Genomic DNA, 16092 nt, shown 5'->3' with positions numbered 1-16092 from the left:
GGAAATCCCCCTTTTATTAATGGTCTTTAGCTGAACTTATCCCATATCCGGTGTTGGATTTGAACAGCACTTCAGGAAAACTGTTTTCCTCATCTTTTGCTTTTGACAGTATTGTACCTAAATAGGCTCCAATAAAGCCAAGCGGTACGGTGAAAATGGTCGGGTTGCTCATCGTGAAGAGGGGATTGCCTGTGAATATTCCCATTCCAGGTTCCGGATTCCATACATTGGGACTGAGCATGACCAGTATGATGGAGCTGAGTAACCCGAATAACATTCCTGTGATCGCTCCGGTTGCGTTGAAGCGTTTCCAATAGATTGTGCAAAGGATGATCGGTAAATTGGCACTTGCAGCAATTCCAAGCGCAAGGACTGAAAGAAAAGCGACATTCATTGATTGTGCAAATAATGCAAGTAAAATCGAAATGACAGCTACGCCGACAGAAGCCATTCGGGCGACGAGTATTTGCTGTTTTTCCGTGATCTTTCCTTCCTTGATGATTTCACCGTATATATCATGTGCAAAAGCGGATGCTGACGTTAAAACAAGACCGGATACAACCGCTAAAATCGTGGCAAATGCCACAGCAGAAACAAATGCGAATAAAAATTCACCGCCCATGGTTAATGCAAGAAGGGGTGCGGCCATGTTTCCAGCGGAGTTTGCTTCGACGATCCGCTCAAATCCGACGAAAGATGCAGCACCGAAACCAAGGAAAATCGTCATGATGAAAAATATCCCTATAAACCATGTGGAATATACGACGGATTTCCTTGCAGTGGCTGCGTCCTTTACTGTAAAGAAGCGGACGAGTAAATGGGGAAGGCCTGCTGCTCCAAGGACAAGCGACATATTAAATGAAATCATGTCGAGTCCATCGGTGTATTTATTTCCAGGATTCAAAAATTCCTTTCCGAGTGGTGTTGCAGTTTGGACATGATGGAACATCTCTGAAATGTTGAAATTAAAACGGGAAAATACGATGAACGTCAGCACAGCGGAACCGCCTAGTAAGAGAACCGCTTTGGTGATCTGCACCCAGCTTGTCGCTCTCATCCCGCCAAAAATTACATAAATCGTCATCAATACACCGACAAGTAGGACGGATAGCCAATAATCGATGCCGAGCAGCAGTTTAATTAATCCCCCTGCACCAACTAGTTGTGCAATCATGTAAAAGATTGAAATGACAAGTGTATTGGCGGCAGCTATCCCTCGCACTTTTTTTGATTTGAAGCGTGCTGAAATCATGTCTGCCAGCGTAAACTTACCTAGATTGCGAAGTGGTTCCGACACAAGGTACAGTAAGACAAGAAAGGCAACAAGGTTCCCGATGCTCATGTAAAAGCCATCGAAACCAATCAGTGCGATTGCACCTGTAATTCCCAGGAAAGAAGCGGCTGACATAAAGTCACCTGCTACGGCCAATCCATTTTGCCAGGCTGTCAATCCGCCGCCGGCAGTATAAAAATCACTGGCATTTTTCGTCTTTTTAGAAGAGTAATAGGTTATTGTAAGGGTTAACAAAATGATGCCCAAAAAAAGTGTGAGGGATAAAATGCTCATTCGCCAAGCTCCTTCTCATATTTTTTCAAGATATTTTCAGCCAGCTTGTCGTACTTCGCTGCCTTTTTGATATAGACAATTCCTCCTAACCATACTACGGCAAATTGGAGAAGTGCATATACCCACGCCCAAGTAATATTGAAAAAAGCTTCACCTTTCAATACTTCGCTATAAGCAGCTAAAATGGGCAGAACAAAATAAAAAGCAAGAAAGAAGAGAGTGACAGGTATGATGAAAGCTTTTTTCTTTTGAAGCAAAAACTTGAATTCTTCCGTTTCAATTAATTGACGATACTTATTTCCGCTGTCATGACCTGATGGTGAATGCCCAGTTTTAACTGGTGATTCCATAGTAAGCCCCCTTTTTGTTGTAGTACGTTTTTAAAACGAATGTTTGATAAAATGATATATCATTGTTAAAATTAACATAGTCTGAAAATTTAGTAAATTATTTTTTTGTTTGTTTGGTCATTTTTCTGAATTTAAAAAACATTATTGACAACATAGAAATGACATATTAATCTTAAAATAAATCATAACAATAATTTAATCTCCGTTTTATTACCGTTATGTATGTTAGATGGGACAATAGTAAAATTGAGGGGGACTGAAACAATGTACAATCCGGAAGTTGAAACGGCTTCGCGTGCAGAAATGGAAAATTTGCAAATGGCACGCCTTAAAAAAACGATTAGCCATGTATATGAGAATGTACCTTATTACAGAGAAAAATTTAGAGAGATGGGCCTGGAACCAGAAGATATTCAAACTCTAAACGATGTGATAAGACTTCCGTTTACAAAAAAACAGACTCTTCGTGATCAGTATCCATTCGGTTTATTCGCCGTTCCGATGGAGGATGTAACACGCATTCATGGTTCGTCGGGAACGAGCGGAAAGCCTACAATTGTAGGGTATACGAAAAATGATTTGGAAAACTGGGCAACAATCGTCGCACGTGGAATTGTAGCTGCAGGAGGACGCAAGTCAGATATATTCCATAACGCATATGGATATGGGCTGTTTACAGGGGGCCTGGGCTTGCATTGCGGGGCAGAAAAGCTAGGGGTTGCGACAGTACCCATTTCAGGGGGGAATACCGACCGGCAGATTACGATCATCAATGATTTTAAACCGCGCGGCATTTGTGGAACCCCTACTTATATTTTGAATATTGCTGAAAAGATGGAAGAGATGGGAATTGATCCTGCCGATAATGGTCTTGAGTATGGGATATTCGGGGCTGAGCCATGGTCAGAGGCAATGAGGGCAACTCTTGAGAGGAAACTGAATTTGAAAGCCATTGATATTTACGGACTAAGCGAAATCATGGGGCCTGGAGTTGCGATAGAATGCCATGAAGCACAGGATGGACTGCATATCGCAGAAGACCATTTTCTAGTCGAGGTGATTAACCCGGACACGCTCGAACCAGTTGAGGACGGCAAAGATGGGGAACTTGTCTTTACCAGCCTTACAAAGGAAGCGCTGCCAATTATTCGTTACCGTACAGGCGATATTGCCTCAATTACCCATGAACCGTGTAAGTGCGGGCGTACCACAACTAGAATGTCCCGTGTCAAGGGCAGAACGGATGATATGATCATAGTCAGGGGAGTGAATGTATTTCCTTCTGAAATTGAGCGTGTATTATTCCAAATGGAGGGAATTGTGCCTCATTATCAGATTCATCTCGTTAAGAAGGGAAAAATGGACGGTGTTGAACTGCATATTGAAATTGAAAGCGGTTTCTACAGGGAGATTGAAGAAGACTTAACGCATGGAAATGTAGATATATTAAGAAAAACGATCCAGCATCATTTGAAATCCGCCTGTCTTGTAACTATGGATGTCGTTGTCAACATTCCAAAAAGCATTCCCCGTTCAGAAGGAAAAGCCATTCGTGTCGTTGATAAGCGGAAGGATGAAATCATTCTTTTATAAATCCGTGCACATGGAACATAGCGTTGAAACAGTACAATTCTAATCTTCAGTATTTGCCTGCTTTTGTGCCGATTGCGATACGTGAAGCTGGAGGAACCAAACAAGAAAACGCGATACATAAAGCGGGGTAATCCGTTAAAGGAAGAGAAGATGGAGCCAATCATGAAATAGAGAAGGAGGGGGGAATCTTGGTTAAGTATACAGTGGTGGATCAAGAAACTTGCATCGCATGCGGTGCATGCGGAGCTGCTGCACCGGAAATCTTTAATTACAATGATGAGGGAGTGGCATTCGTCATCCTGGATGAAAATGAAGGAACGGCAGAGATCACGGAAGATTTATTTGATGATCTGGATGATGCAGTGGAGGGCTGTCCGACAGATTCAATTAAAGTGGAAACTTCGCCCTTTAAAGTTTTAGTGGATTAAAAGATTCATGAATTCTCCTGATGATCTCCTTTAATTCAGAAAAAAGACAGAATAATCTTGCATTGAATATAACAATAAAATATAATAACGTTATATAAACGTTATATTATAAAAAGAGGTGATTTCAATGAACGTTCTTTTAAATGATATGGCAGGAGAAGAAAAGCTAAATCAATTCATTGCCAGAATCGAAGCAGGAGAAAAGATAGAAGCGGATGATTGGATGCCGGAAGAATACCGGGGAACGTTAATCAAGTTAATATCGATGCATGGAATCAGTGAAATCATGGGGGCGCTTCCAGAAAAGGAATGGGTACCTAAAGCTCCGACCTTAAACAGAAAACTTGGAATCATGGCAAAGGTGCAGGATGAAATGGGACATGGACAATTATTGCTTCGAGTCGCCGAGGATTTGCTAAAGCCGTACAGTAAAAAACGGGATGACCTAATGCAAGATTTATTTAAAGGAGATTTAAAGTTTCATAATGTTTTCCATATGGAAGCCAAATCCTGGGGCGATGCTGGATTGATTGGCTGGCTGGTTGATGGTGCAGCCATCATTTCCCAGACGAACATGCTTGGTGCCTCGTACGGACCTTATGCCCGGGCATTACAAAGGATTTGCGCGGAAGAAGTTTTTCACGCCCAGCATGGTGAAGCGATAATCATGGCTTTGGCTGAAGGAACGGTTGAACAAAGGAAATTGGTTCAAGACTCCATCAATTATTGGTGGGAATCTTTATTACTTTTCTTTGGACCTCCCAGTAAGAATGAAGTGGGCACATCCAAACAGGATATAACGATTAAGTACAGAATCAGAACCAGTACGAATGAAGAACTTCGACAAGCCTTTTTTTCTAAATATGTGAAGCGGATCCTTTCACTTGGCTTCAGCGTTCCCGATGAAACGCTTAGGTTTGACAAAGCATCGGAAACCTGGATTTACCAACAACCGGACTGGGGGAAATTGAAGGTATTCGCAAGGAATGAAGGTCCCCGTTCGCAGGATCGCTTAAGTCTTCGAAGAATTTCTTATGAAAATAATAAATGGGTGCGTGAGGCATTGGCGCCAAAGGTCATCTAAGGGAGGGGGAAAGGACGTATGGAAGCTAGACAAGGAAATTACTTTGAAGAATTTGAAGTATTCAGCCGTAAAACGCAATCATCACCCGTTCAATACCACTTCAGCCTGCTGGCCCCAAATGAGGATATTGCCATCATGATGGCGCAAGAAAACTTCATGAGACGTGAAGCGGTTGATGATATCTGGGTCGTCAAAAGACAGAATATACGGAAAATGACGAATGAGGAAAAGAAAACGCTTCAGCGTATTGATAATAAAGACTATAGGACCACAAAAGGGTACGGTTATTTAAAGAAAAAATGGCGGAAGTATGAGCAGGGAATGCTCGATGAAAAAGAGATAATGTCTTGGGCTGGGGGTGTGAAAAATGAAGAATGAATCATTGAAGGACATCGCAATCAAGGAATTGCTTCTTCAACTGGCTGACGATGACTTCATCCATTCATACCGTGGTGCAGAATGGTTGGGACTCGCACCGCATATCGAAGAAGATGTTGCATCCGCCTCGATATCTCAAGACACGATGGGGCATGCAGCCATATATTATAAATTACTTGAAGAACTCGGTGAAGGGGATGCTGATAAGCTGGCTCACGACCGTCCCGCCAAGGAACGGCGCAATGCGATCATTCTCGAATTGGTCAATGGACCTGGTTACTATATGAAAGACCCGGATTATGATTGGGCGTTTGCGGTAGTGCGAAATTATTTTTATACCCAAGCCAAGGCGATTAAGGTTCAATCCCTTCATTCATGTTCATATGAACCGCTTGCTGAAGTGGCCCAAAAAGTACAGATGGAACTTTACTATCATTTGATGCACTGGAAAACATGGTTCGTCCAATTGCTGGGATCTGGTCACTTGGAAGCGGTTTCGAGAATGAAAGCGGCGATTGGGAAAACAATGCCCGATTTTGCTGGCGTATTTTCACTTGGACAATATGGAGAGGAAATGGTTGAGCTCGGCTTGATAGAGGGCGATGCTGTCTTACAGAAAAAATGGATCGAGGCCATCACACCAATTTTTGAAAGTGTCGGCTTGGAAACAACGATGCAAATAGGGATGGCAAGAGGTGATGGCCGTAATGGCCAGCATACGGAAGATTTGGAAAAAGCGCTAGAAACGCTAAGTGAAGTATACGCAAGCGATAAAGCAGCTTCATGGTGAATCAATAGAAAGGGGAGGGGTACCATAGCGACCGCACATTTAAACACAGAAGAAATATATAAGCTCCTGGAAGACGTTAAAGATCCCGAAATCGATACAGTTAGTATTCTGGATTTAGGGATGGTTGAAGACGTGACGGTTTCGGGCCAGGATGTCTCGGTAAAAATGCTGCCAACTTTTCTTGGGTGCCCGGCATTGTCGATCATCCAAAAAAATGTGGAAACAGCCCTTCGACAGCTTGCTGCTGTAAGAAATGTAAATGTGGAATTTTTACGTTCCCCTTCGTGGACATCCGATCGAATTACCGAAAAAGGGAAAGCTGGATTGAAGGTCTTCGGAATCTCCCCTCCTCCTCGACAAATGAAAAGTGATGGATCCTGGCATGTGGATTGCCCATATTGTGAATCGACATATGTCACGATGGAAAATATCTTCGGTCCAACGGCCTGCCGCAGCATTTTATATTGTAAATCATGCAAAAATCCGTTCGAAGCGATGAAACCGATGATAAAAATAATTTAATACAATGGAGGTTCTATAAAATGGTAAAGTTAATCGCCCTATACAAACAACCAGAAAACAAGGAAGAGTTCGATGAGCACTATTTCAATGTACATGGTCCGATAACGGAAAAAATTCCAGGTCTTCAAAAAATGGAGGTCACTAAAATTGTAGGCACCCCAATGGGCAAAGACTCCGAGTATTACATTCTTTGTGAAATGTATTATGAAGACCACGATGCATTGCAGCAAGGAATGCGTTCGCCGGAAGGAAAAGCATCAGGGAAGGACTTAATGGGATTTGCCGGGAAACTTGTAACGATGATGATCGGCGAAGAAGTAAAATGAATGCGCTTCAATTCATTGAAACGTCAATCGCGGATGGCATTGGTTATATCTCCTTAAATCGGCCGAAGCAACTGAATGCCCTTAACAGGAAAATGGTCAGGGAGATTGTTTCATCCATGGAAGAATTCGACCGGGACCCACAGGTGAAGGTGATTTTGCTATCGGGCAATGGAAAAGCATTTTCCGCTGGAGCTGATATTGACGAGATGGTGAACGACACTCCAATCAGTATGGAGTTAAAGAACCAATTTGCCGATTGGGACCGAATAAGCCTAGTCAAGAAGCCTGTGATTGGTGCGGTGAAAAGTTTTGTATTCGGCGGTGGTTTTGAACTTGCATTATCCTGCGATTTCCTGATTGCTGCCAGCGATACCCAGTTTTCCTTTCCGGAAGTGACACTAGGGGTCATGCCTGGTGCAGGAGGAACCCAGAGGTTGACGAAATTGGTAGGCAAGACGAAGGCACTTGAATGGATGTTGACGGCTGAAAGGATAAAGGCAAAGACAGCTCTGCAATATGGTTTCATTAATAAGATCGTGGCACCTGAATTGTTAATGGAGGAAACGGTTGATTTTGCCAGGAAGATAGCGAAGCAGCCCCCGTTAGCTGTAAGGCTGATTAAAGAATCCGTCAATAAAGCCGTTGATTACCCCTTATATGAGGGCATGCAATTTGAACGAAAGAACTTCTACATTCTTTTTGCATCAGAGGACCAAAAAGAAGGAATGAAAGCATTTGTAGAAAAAAGAGAGCCGGATTTTACAGGCGGATAAGGGGTGCTCTATGTACGAAACCATCAAATATAGGGTCGAAAATGGAGTGGCATGGCTTACTTTGAACCGTCCTGAAAAACTAAATGCCTTTACGTCCCAAATGAATAAGGAAATACAGAAAGCGATCAAAATATCCGCGGGGGCAGATGAAGTGCGGGCCATTATCATTACTGGGGAAGGTAGGGCCTTTTGTTCGGGGCAGGATTTATCGGATGTTGATGAGGGTATGAATTTAGGCCAGAAGCTGCTTGATGACTACGGTCCGATGGTGCAGCAAATAGCAAACTGTGAAAAACCGATCATTGCAGCAGTCAATGGAGTGGCTGCAGGTGCTGGCTTCAGCCTGGCGCTGGCATGCGATTTCCGGCTTGTTTCAGAAAAAGCCAGTTTTTTAAATGCCTTCGTCAATATCGGGTTGATACCTGATTCAGGTAATCTGTATTACCTTTCGCGGATCGTTGGTCATGCGAAAGCCTTGGAATTATCTTTATTGGGGGAAAAGGTTACGGCTAGCGAGGCGAAAAATATCGGGCTCGCTACAAAAGTGATCGTCGTGGATGAATGGAACGAACAATTGAAAGCCTTTGCAGAGAATATCGCAAACAAACCAACGAAAGCAATCGGGTTAATCAAACGATACTTAGAGGCGTCTTATCACCTTACATTAGAAGAATACTTAAAAGAAGAAGCGGAGGGTCAGCGAATTGCTGGCTTAACGAAGGATTATGCAGAAGGTGTGGCAGCATTCACTGAAAAAAGGAAAGCTCAATTCATAGGCAAGTAATATAGAAGAGGGAGTGGGATCACATGGTTAGAGTGCAAGAGGCGGCATTTGAAAAAGCGGAAATGAAGCGTGATTATTATCATCTGATCATTAATGGAGAAAGAGTGGAAAGCTCGGATGGTTCCACGATTGATGCGTATAATCCTGCAACTGGTGAAATCATTGCCAAGGTTGCAAAGGCGACCAAGGAAGATGCAGAAAAAGCTGTTCAAGCTGCACGTGAAGCATTTGATACCGGGAAATGGAAGCGGAACCCGATCAATAAACGGTCTCGTGTTTTGAACAAAATTGCAGCGATCATGCGTTCACGCTTTAATGAATTGGTAGAATTGGAGGTTCTGAACAGCGGCAAATCCATTTCTGCAGCACAAGGTCAAGTCATGCAAGCAATTGAAGATTTCGAGTTTTATGCAGGCGCTTTAGTTGCACACCGCGGATCGGTCAATAATGTTCCTGGTCAGTTCCATAACTATACGGAAAAAGAGCCAGTAGGTGTTTGTGCTCAAATCATCCCTTGGAATTATCCCATGATGATGGCAGCGTGGAAAATTGCACCTGCAATCGCAGTTGGCTGTTCAGTCATTGTTAAGCCAGCTTCGTTAACGCCGCTGACAGCCATTGTATTAGGGGAAATCTGTTTAGAGGCTGGTGTTCCCTCCGGTGTGGTCAATATCATTCCAGGACCAGGATCTGACGTAGGGAATTACCTTGTAGAGCATCCGAAAGTGAATAAGGTGGCCTTCACGGGTTCTACGCCAATCGGCAGGGATCTTATGGGCAAGGCTTCACAGACATTGAAAAGGGTTACATTGGAGCTTGGCGGTAAATCCCCTAATATTGTTTTTGAAGATGCAGACCTTGAAGCAGCTATCGATGGATCATTATATGGCATTTTCTACAATACTGGGCAGTCTTGCGAAGCTAGATCCCGTTTATACGTTCACGAAGACATCTACGATGAGTTCGTTTCCAGATTCGTAGAAAAAACGAAAAAATTGAAATTGGGCAATCCGCTCGACAAAGAAACACATGTCGGTGCAGTCATAGATCAAGGGCAATTGGATGTCATCGACAATTATGTACAATCTGCCATTACTGATGGAGCGAAGATCCTGACAGGAGGAAAGCCAGCCGTCATCGAAGGTTTCGAAAACGGTTATTGGTATGAGCCGACGGTCATAGCGGATGTCAATCATGAAATGGATGTAGTGAAAGAGGAAATATTCGGGCCGGTCGTTGTCATAATGAAATTCAAAGATGAAAAAGAAGCTGTGAGGCTAGCGAATGATACGGAATTTGGTTTGGGTTCAGCCCTATGGACAAAAGATGGCGGGCGTGCGACTAGAGTGGCCAATCAAATAGAAGCGGGAATCGTCATGGTGAATTGCCCATTCTCCGCATTTCCAGGAACACCTTTCGGAGGGTATAAACAGTCAGGATTCGGCCGGGAACTTTGCATTGAAACACTTGATCTTTATACAGAAACGAAAAGCATCATTTCCTATCATGGAAGCCGTCCCTTAAATCCCTTTGGAATTCAATAAAACAAAAAAATAGGCGGCTGGCTGAACGGTATGTCGGAAAAGTAATTCAGGTATGGATGAATGCTGATCTGATTCATCCGCAGCCAGCCCTATTTATTTTGAAGGAGGAATGAACGAATGATTAGAAATCTAGTGATTGTCGGATCAGGTGTCATGGGCAGGGGAATAGCTTATGTAGGAGCAACCGGAGGCTTTAATGTAGTGCTGGTGGATGTGAATCAGGATGCTTTGGAAAGTGCAAAAAACGAGATAGATTCCATATTTGAGAAGGGTGTGCGCTACCAAAAAATCACCCAGGAGGAAGCGGCAGCGGCAAAAAGCAGATTTTCCTATTCTTCCAATTTGAAAGAATCAGCAGCATATGCCGACTTAATCATAGAGGCAGTTCCGGAAAAGGCGGAAATTAAAAGGGCAGTTTTTGAAACGATTGAAGTCCATGCAAAAGAAGACTGTTATTTTGCAACCAATACGTCCACGATGAGCCCGACGGAAATTGGTTCTTATGGAAAGCGTCCCGAAAAAACGATTGCCATGCATTTTTTCAATCCTGTACAAAAGATGCCGCTCGTAGAAATTGTACGTGGGCTTGAAACCAGCGATGAAACGGCAGCCGTAATAAAAGAGGTAGCTGGAAAAATGGGAAAAGAAACAGTGGTCATAAATGAATTCCCTGGGTTTGTTACCAGCAGGATCAGCTGTTTGGTTGGTAATGAAGCGTTCTTTATGCTTCAAGAAGGTTTAGGCACACCAGAGGAAATCGATAAGGCAATAAAGTTAGGGCTGAATTACCCAATGGGACCATTTGAGTTAGGTGATTTGGTGGGACTGGATGCCCGTTTGAATAATTTAAAATACTTACATAGTAAGCTTGGTGAGAAATACCGCCCGGCTCCCCTCCTTGAACAGTATGTTAAAGCTGGCAGGCTCGGCCGTAAATCAGGTAAAGGTGTGTACGATTATACAAAAGACGGAGAGCTGGTGAGGAAATGAAGGATGTTGTGATCATTGATGCTGTAAGAACACCAATCGGAAGATATAAAGGCGCATTGAAAAGCGTTAGACCGGATGACCTCGGTGCAATTGTAATCAAGGCGCTGATCGATCGCAATCCAGAACTCCCACCAAATCAAATTGAGGACGTCATCTTCGGGAATGCAAATCAAGCTGGGGAGGATAATCGCGATGTGGCCCGGATGTCCGCCCTTTTAGCTGGACTTCCCGTAAACGTAGCTGGAACGACAATAAATCGTTTATGTGGTTCCGGACTGGATGCCGTCATGTATGCTGCACGCTCCATTGCTGTTGGTGAAGGTGATATATATATCGCAGGCGGTACTGAAAGCATGACAAGGGCGCCGTACGTCATGGCCAAACCTGACAGTGAATTTCCGCGGGGGTCAATGGAGCTTCAGGATACAACGATCGGATGGCGTTTTACGAATGAGAAACTTAAAGAAATGTATGGTACGGATTCCATGCCTCAAACAGCTGAAAACGTCGCCCTGCGTTTTTCTATTTCAAGGGAGGACCAAGATCAATTCGCATATCAAAGCCAGCAAAGAGCGAAAAAAGCAGTGGAAAATGAGCGTTTCATAAATGAAATCGTACCTGTTCGATATACGGATCGTAAAGGGAATGAGGTCATTATCGTGAAGGATGAACACCCTCGTCCTGACACGACCATCGAAAAGCTGGAAAAACTCAAACCAATCTTTAAAGGCGGCACCATAACGGCCGGTAATGCTTCAGGTGTAAATGATGGAGCCTCGGCATTACTTTTGATGAGTGCAGAAAAAGCACGGGAGCTTGGATTGAAGCCTCTGGCCAAATATGTTGTAGGGGCGGTAGCGGGTCTGGAACCGTCCATTATGGGCCTTGGTCCGATTCATGCCACTAAAAAGGCATTGAAGAGGGCAAGTTTGACGATTGATGAAATCGGGCTAGTGGAATTGAATGAAGCATTCGCATCCCAATCCTTGGAGTGCATCCGACAGTTGAAATTGGATCAGGGTAAAGTGAATGTCAACGGCGGGGCAATAGCATTTGGCCATCCCCTCGGTGCAAGCGGGGCGCGTATTTTAACAACACTCGTCCACGAAATGAAAAAGCGGAAAGTACGCTATGGTCTTGCGACGATGTGTGTAGGCGTCGGCCAAGGCATATCCGCCATTGTAGAAAATATCGAAACAAATTGATGATGGGACCGGCCCTAATGAGTTTTATCTGCAAAAGGGCCATTTTTTAAAGAAGGGGAGGAGACTCATGTCCAAGGTTATTTATGAAGTGATAAATCAAATCGGCTATATAACAGTGAATCGGCCCGACGTATTGAATTGCTTCGACTATGAGACACTTTGTGAACTGCAGGAAGTCATCGATGCAGTTTATTTTGACCGCGATATCCGTGTCGTCATTTTCACCGGTGCAGGGGAAAAAGCATTCAGCGCGGGCGCGGATTTGAAAGAAAGAAAGTCTTTGAATGATGCGGAAGTAAGAAGGAACGTTAAAGCGATTCGTGATGTTTTTAATAGTATCGCAGGGCTTCCGCAGCCGACCATAGCTGCCGTCAATGGATATGCATTGGGGGGAGGATTTGAATGGCTGCTTTCATGTGACTTTGCCATTGCTGCCGAGAGTGTTTCCTTAGGTCTCACTGAAACTAGCTGGGCCATTATTCCTGGGGCAGGCGGGACACAGCGGCTGCCGAGATTGATTGGGGAAATGAAAGCGAAGGAATTGATATTCACCGCTAAAAAATTGACTGCAGAAGAGGCATGTCAATTAGGGATTCTATTGAGGGTCGTGCCAAGGGATCAACTAATGTCAGCTTGTGAGGAATTGGCAGCCAATATCATGAAAAACGGGCCGATTGCAGTCAAACAAGCCAAATATGCGATTGACCAAGGAATGAATACGGACTTGCAAACCGGAATGGCCATAGAAGGAAAAGCCTATGAATTGACCATCCCGACTCAAGATAGATCGGAAGCGCTCCTAGCATTTAGTGAACGGAGAAAAGCGCGATTTACTGGTAAATGATATTGCGCTTTCATTTTAAAAAGATATAATAATTATTATGTCTTCCGTATGAAAATAGTAACAATGTTAGGGCGAGGTGAGAAAGATAGGTACTAATACACAATCCATGATTTTTACGATATACGGCGATTATATCCGTAACTATGGAAGTAAAATCTGGATAGGCAGTTTAATCCGTTTGTTAAAGGAATTTGGCCATAATGAGCAGGGCGTTCGTGTAGCCGTTTCACGAATGGTCAAGCAAGGGTGGATCCAGTCAGAGAAGCAGGGAAATAAAAGCTATTATTTTTTGACTGATCGCGGTGTACAGAGAATGGATGAAGCGGCCAATCGCATATATAAGATGAAACCGAACGAATGGGACGGTAAATGGCGTATCTTAATGTACACGATCCCTGAAGATAAGCGGCAATTACGGGATGATCTCCGCAAAGAATTATTGTGGAGCGGGTTTGGCAGTTTTTCAAGTGGTTGCTGGATTTCCCCTAATGATTTGGAGAAACAAATCAATCGCTTAATCGAGAAATATCACATAGATGAATATGTTGATTTTTTCATTTCGGAGTACAAAGGTCCAAAGGAAAACCAATCGCTTGTCGAGAAGAGCTGGCATTTAGAAGAGATTGAAAATAAATATGAAGAATTCATCGAGAAATACAGCAAACAATTCATCGTTCATCAAAGCATTATTAGCAGGGGCGAAATGTCCGATGCTGATTGTTTTGTGGAACGAACGAACTTGGTGCATGAATACCGTAAATTTTTATTTATCGATCCGGGCCTGCCAAAGGAACTTCTGCCTTCAAAGTGGAATGGGAATCATGCTGCTCTGTTATTTAGCCAGTATTATCAAGTCTTGGCGGAACCAGCAAGCCGTTTCTTTGAAAGCGTATTTCAGGAAAACAATGATTTATGCCGGAAAGATGAAACCTATGATGCCAAGGATCATCCACTTATCATTAAGTGAAAAAGAGCTTCAGCCCAGTCGTTAATGACGACTAGCCGAAGCTCTTTTCAAATTCCTTGCAATAATTAATCAAGTATCCCTTTAAAGTCTTTCCCTTTTTGAACATATGTATCAATAGAAAGTTGGATCAATTCAAGATCTTTATCATTCAATCTGCGAACCACTTTCCCCGGGGAACCAATAACCAGTGAACGTGGAGGTATGATTTTGCCAGAGGAAATCAATGTGTTCGCTCCGACGATGCATTCTTCGCCGATTTCTACATTATCCAAAATCGTGGAGCCCATACCAATAATGGATCTTTTGCCTATTTTACAACCATGGAGGATGACATTGTGACCAACCGTCACTTCATCTTCAATGACAACTGGGCATCCATCAAATAAATGAATGGTGGAGTTATCTTGAATGCTGCATTTTTCTCCTATTGTAATGGAATCTTCATCACCGCGCAGTACCGCATTAAACCAAATGGTCGAGTCTTTCCCAATCGAAACATCACCGATTAAATGGGCACCTGGTGCCACGAAAACGGTATCATCAATGGATGGTTTTTTATTATTGTACGGAATAATCATAGTCTCGCTCCTTTTTTAAAAAGTCAGAATTGTTTTTCTAATGAATATAGTATAACATTAAATTGACAGGGAGGGATGAAAGTGAAATGTATTTGTGAACTTTTTGCGATAAAATATCCAATTATTCAAGGCGGCATGGGGAATATAAGCAATGCAAGTCTTGCGGCTGCAGTATCCAATGCAGGGGGCCTGGGAACAATAGGGTGCGGTACCATGACCCCTGCACAGGTAGAAGCCATCATTCTCGAAACCAAAGATCATACCAATAACAATTTTGCGTTGAACATTCCAATAAACGTTAGTCCATATACAGATGAGTTAGTGAATCTTGTCCTGAAGCATGATATACCTGTAGTTTCCTTATCTGCAGGAAATCCTGCCCCTTTCATTCCGCTATTGCAAAAAAAGAATATAAAAGTGATTGCCATCGTTGCGTCGGTCAAGCACGCACAAAAAGCGCAAGATGCAGGGGCGGATGTGTTGGTCGCAGAAGGGTTTGAAGCTGCCGGCATCAATTCGAACCTGGAAATGACAACGTTTACACTCGTTCCGCAAATCAGCAAGCATGTGACGCTTCCAGTTTTGGCCGCTGGCGGAATAGGCAATGGACAGGGTTTGGCAGCGGCAATGATGCTGGGGGCTTCAGGAGTCCAATTGGGAACTAGGCTGATCGCTACACAAGAGGCACCGTTCCACCCGTCATATAAACAGAAACTGATCGAAGCAATGGGCAATGATACGGTAATTTTGGGCAGAACGTTTGGTCAGGTCAGAAGGGTATTGAAGGATCCATATACCGAGAAAGTCCTGGACTTGGAAAAACAGGGGCTGTCTCCTGTGAATTATCGTGAAATGACATCTGAGGTCCATCATATTAATGGTGCGATGAACGGGGATGTTAACAATGGTTTTATGAACAGCGGCCAGGTTGCCGGATTGATTGACGATATACCCACGGTAAAGGAATTGCTTGATGACATGATGAAAGATGCTAAAAAACAAATGGAAGATGGATTGAGGAGGCTCTCTGCCCCTTTTATGATTTGAGAACGATGGGTGCCGATCTGGTCATGTTTACATCTCTACCCATTTAGGGAGCTATCCACTTGGTTAACTATATGAATGCTTGAGGTCAATTCGTCCTCAAGTTTTTTTTCGTTTCGGGACCATCTGATATTCTATTATCGTACTTATTACAAGCATAATTCTGTAGTAAATAGTCCGAATGGACTCCATAAGAACCTTGTTTTAGGAGAACATTATGGAAAAATGCGGGTTAACTTGTGATACAATGGAGAATGTCTTTTTTGACATCATGGGTGCCCGGATTCATCTTTGAGCACCCCTTTTTATATGTAATAAAAGTTAG

At 43.3% G+C, this 16092-nt stretch carries 18 protein-coding genes; 15 read left to right on the top strand and 3 right to left on the bottom strand.

Annotation, left to right across the window (positions count from 1 at the left end):
- Positions 1 to 16: 16 nt before the first annotated feature.
- Positions 17 to 1567, bottom strand: a complete 1551-nt coding sequence (locus ACFVS1_RS16655) for a solute symporter family protein (protein ID WP_076367484.1) — start codon at positions 1565 to 1567, stop codon at positions 17 to 19.
- Positions 1564 to 1917 (bottom strand): DUF485 domain-containing protein, encoded by a 354-nt coding sequence (locus ACFVS1_RS16650; RefSeq protein ID WP_387548867.1) that lies wholly within the window; start codon positions 1915 to 1917, stop codon positions 1564 to 1566. Before ACFVS1_RS16650 ends, ACFVS1_RS16655 begins: the two co-directional genes overlap by 4 nt.
- 264 nt (positions 1918 to 2181) lie before the next feature.
- On the opposite strand from ACFVS1_RS16650, the gene ACFVS1_RS16645 reads away from it, so the two are divergent.
- The 14 genes from ACFVS1_RS16645 to paaX all read left to right on the top strand — a co-directional run bounded on the left by ACFVS1_RS16645 (position 2182) and on the right by paaX (position 14145).
- Positions 2182 to 3510: a phenylacetate--CoA ligase family protein gene (locus ACFVS1_RS16645; RefSeq protein ID WP_387548865.1), complete on the top strand. Its 1329-nt coding sequence runs from the start codon at positions 2182 to 2184 to the stop codon at positions 3508 to 3510.
- 188 nt (positions 3511 to 3698) lie between these two features.
- Complete coding sequence (locus ACFVS1_RS16640) at positions 3699 to 3938, top strand: ferredoxin (protein ID WP_352922283.1); 240 nt, start codon at positions 3699 to 3701, stop codon at positions 3936 to 3938.
- 127 nt (positions 3939 to 4065) lie between these two features.
- Positions 4066 to 5022 carry a 1,2-phenylacetyl-CoA epoxidase subunit PaaA gene (gene paaA / locus ACFVS1_RS16635; protein WP_241593632.1) on the top strand — a complete coding sequence of 319 codons (957 nt, stop codon included), beginning with the start codon at positions 4066 to 4068 and terminating at the stop codon, positions 5020 to 5022.
- Between the two features lie 18 nt (positions 5023 to 5040).
- Positions 5041 to 5400 (top strand): 1,2-phenylacetyl-CoA epoxidase subunit PaaB, encoded by a 360-nt coding sequence (gene paaB, locus ACFVS1_RS16630; RefSeq protein WP_352922280.1) that lies wholly within the window; start codon positions 5041 to 5043, stop codon positions 5398 to 5400.
- The gene (gene paaC, locus ACFVS1_RS16625) at positions 5390 to 6190 is read left to right on the top strand and encodes a 1,2-phenylacetyl-CoA epoxidase subunit PaaC (RefSeq protein ID WP_352922278.1); all 801 of its coding nucleotides are present in this window, start codon (positions 5390 to 5392) and stop codon (positions 6188 to 6190) included. The genes paaB and paaC overlap by 11 nt, the downstream gene beginning before the upstream one ends.
- A 24-nt stretch (positions 6191 to 6214) precedes the next feature.
- On the top strand, positions 6215 to 6712 hold the full coding sequence (paaD, locus tag ACFVS1_RS16620; protein ID WP_387549408.1) for a 1,2-phenylacetyl-CoA epoxidase subunit PaaD: 498 nt from the start codon (positions 6215 to 6217) through the stop codon (positions 6710 to 6712).
- A gap of 20 nt (positions 6713 to 6732) precedes the next feature.
- Positions 6733 to 7038, top strand: coding sequence for an EthD family reductase (locus tag ACFVS1_RS16615; protein WP_352922276.1), 306 nt, complete (start codon positions 6733 to 6735; stop codon positions 7036 to 7038).
- Positions 7035 to 7811, top strand: coding sequence for an enoyl-CoA hydratase/isomerase family protein (locus ACFVS1_RS16610; protein ID WP_387548861.1), 777 nt, complete (start codon positions 7035 to 7037; stop codon positions 7809 to 7811). The genes ACFVS1_RS16615 and ACFVS1_RS16610 overlap by 4 nt, the downstream gene beginning before the upstream one ends.
- A 10-nt stretch (positions 7812 to 7821) precedes the next feature.
- Complete coding sequence (locus ACFVS1_RS16605; protein WP_387548859.1) at positions 7822 to 8595, top strand: enoyl-CoA hydratase-related protein; 774 nt, start codon at positions 7822 to 7824, stop codon at positions 8593 to 8595.
- Positions 8596 to 8618: 23 nt separating this feature from the next.
- On the top strand, positions 8619 to 10139 hold the full coding sequence (locus tag ACFVS1_RS16600) for an aldehyde dehydrogenase family protein (RefSeq protein WP_387548857.1): 1521 nt from the start codon (positions 8619 to 8621) through the stop codon (positions 10137 to 10139).
- Between the two features lie 117 nt (positions 10140 to 10256).
- Positions 10257 to 11129: a 3-hydroxyacyl-CoA dehydrogenase gene (locus ACFVS1_RS16595; protein ID WP_241593639.1), complete on the top strand. Its 873-nt coding sequence runs from the start codon at positions 10257 to 10259 to the stop codon at positions 11127 to 11129.
- Positions 11126 to 12334 carry an acetyl-CoA C-acyltransferase gene (locus tag ACFVS1_RS16590; protein ID WP_387548855.1) on the top strand — a complete coding sequence of 403 codons (1209 nt, stop codon included), beginning with the start codon at positions 11126 to 11128 and terminating at the stop codon, positions 12332 to 12334. The genes ACFVS1_RS16595 and ACFVS1_RS16590 overlap by 4 nt, the downstream gene beginning before the upstream one ends.
- Positions 12335 to 12401: 67 nt before the next feature.
- A complete protein-coding gene (locus ACFVS1_RS16585; protein WP_387548853.1) occupies positions 12402 to 13178 on the top strand; it encodes an enoyl-CoA hydratase-related protein in 777 nt (258 codons plus the stop codon).
- A gap of 85 nt (positions 13179 to 13263) precedes the next feature.
- Complete coding sequence (gene paaX / locus ACFVS1_RS16580) at positions 13264 to 14145, top strand: phenylacetic acid degradation operon negative regulatory protein PaaX (RefSeq protein WP_352922698.1); 882 nt, start codon at positions 13264 to 13266, stop codon at positions 14143 to 14145.
- A 65-nt stretch (positions 14146 to 14210) separates the two neighbouring features.
- Here paaX and ACFVS1_RS16575 read toward each other — a convergent pair whose 3' ends face one another.
- A complete protein-coding gene (locus tag ACFVS1_RS16575) occupies positions 14211 to 14723 on the bottom strand; it encodes a gamma carbonic anhydrase family protein (protein ID WP_352922263.1) in 513 nt (170 codons plus the stop codon).
- Positions 14724 to 14804: 81 nt separating this feature from the next.
- Here ACFVS1_RS16575 and ACFVS1_RS16570 point away from each other — a divergent pair, with 81 nt between their 5' ends.
- Positions 14805 to 15770, top strand: a complete 966-nt coding sequence (locus tag ACFVS1_RS16570; protein ID WP_387548851.1) for an NAD(P)H-dependent flavin oxidoreductase — start codon at positions 14805 to 14807, stop codon at positions 15768 to 15770.
- Positions 15771 to 16092 lie beyond the last annotated feature (322 nt).

This window comes from Peribacillus sp. NPDC058075 (genome assembly GCF_042885195.1).
Classification (GTDB): domain Bacteria; phylum Bacillota; class Bacilli; order Bacillales; family DSM-1321; genus Peribacillus.
The sequence above is the reverse complement of the archived record's forward strand: the minus strand, read 5'-3'. Positions and strand labels throughout refer to the sequence as shown.

Bases quoted from the DNA above. Each gene is read 5' to 3' on its own strand.
- ACFVS1_RS16650 (WP_387548867.1), bottom strand. From the start codon at position 1,917: ATGGAATCACCAGTTAAAACTGGGCATTCACCATCAGGTCATGACAGC.
- ACFVS1_RS16585 (WP_387548853.1), top strand. From the start codon at position 12,402: ATGTCCAAGGTTATTTATGAAGTGATAAATCAAATCGGCTATATAACA.
- ACFVS1_RS16590 (WP_387548855.1), top strand. From the start codon at position 11,126: ATGAAGGATGTTGTGATCATTGATGCTGTAAGAACACCAATCGGAAGA.
- paaB (WP_352922280.1), top strand. From the start codon at position 5,041: ATGGAAGCTAGACAAGGAAATTACTTTGAAGAATTTGAAGTATTCAGC.
- ACFVS1_RS16645 (WP_387548865.1), top strand. From the start codon at position 2,182: ATGTACAATCCGGAAGTTGAAACGGCTTCGCGTGCAGAAATGGAAAAT.
- ACFVS1_RS16615 (WP_352922276.1), top strand. From the start codon at position 6,733: ATGGTAAAGTTAATCGCCCTATACAAACAACCAGAAAACAAGGAAGAG.
- ACFVS1_RS16600 (WP_387548857.1), top strand. From the start codon at position 8,619: ATGGTTAGAGTGCAAGAGGCGGCATTTGAAAAAGCGGAAATGAAGCGT.
- ACFVS1_RS16655 (WP_076367484.1), bottom strand. From the start codon at position 1,567: ATGAGCATTTTATCCCTCACACTTTTTTTGGGCATCATTTTGTTAACC.
- ACFVS1_RS16595 (WP_241593639.1), top strand. From the start codon at position 10,257: ATGATTAGAAATCTAGTGATTGTCGGATCAGGTGTCATGGGCAGGGGA.
- ACFVS1_RS16575 (WP_352922263.1), bottom strand. From the start codon at position 14,723: ATGATTATTCCGTACAATAATAAAAAACCATCCATTGATGATACCGTT.
- paaC (WP_352922278.1), top strand. From the start codon at position 5,390: ATGAAGAATGAATCATTGAAGGACATCGCAATCAAGGAATTGCTTCTT.
- ACFVS1_RS16610 (WP_387548861.1), top strand. From the start codon at position 7,035: ATGAATGCGCTTCAATTCATTGAAACGTCAATCGCGGATGGCATTGGT.
- paaA (WP_241593632.1), top strand. From the start codon at position 4,066: ATGAACGTTCTTTTAAATGATATGGCAGGAGAAGAAAAGCTAAATCAA.
- ACFVS1_RS16605 (WP_387548859.1), top strand. From the start codon at position 7,822: ATGTACGAAACCATCAAATATAGGGTCGAAAATGGAGTGGCATGGCTT.